Here is a 280-nt window from a genome sequence, read left to right on the forward strand (position 1 = left end):
CTCTGCACCTGGATGTCGGTGCGGATGGTCATGGCCGTGACGAGGATGAGCCCGCCGACGGTGCCGCGGCCACCCGCGGCCAGGGCGGTCCCGCGTTTGCCCGCCTCGGCGAGCTGCTCCAGCCCGAGCTTCCAGGTGAAGCGGTCCGGGCCGACCAGCGTCCCGGACAACGACAGGGTGTCGTCGTGGACCTGCGCCACCGCGCGGTGACCGGTCGCCCCGCTGGCCGGCAACTGGTACGTCTCGGACAGCGAGAGGGAACTCACCGCCCACAAGGGGA

At 72.1% G+C, this 280-nt stretch carries 1 pseudogene; it reads right to left on the bottom strand.

Going from position 1 to position 280, the window contains the following annotated elements:
- Positions 1-266, bottom strand: a pseudogene (locus AC0I8G_RS25895) (hypothetical protein); the annotation flags it as partial.
- Positions 267-280 lie beyond the last annotated feature (14 nt).

It is taken from the genome of Kineococcus sp. AC630, assembly GCF_979255925.1.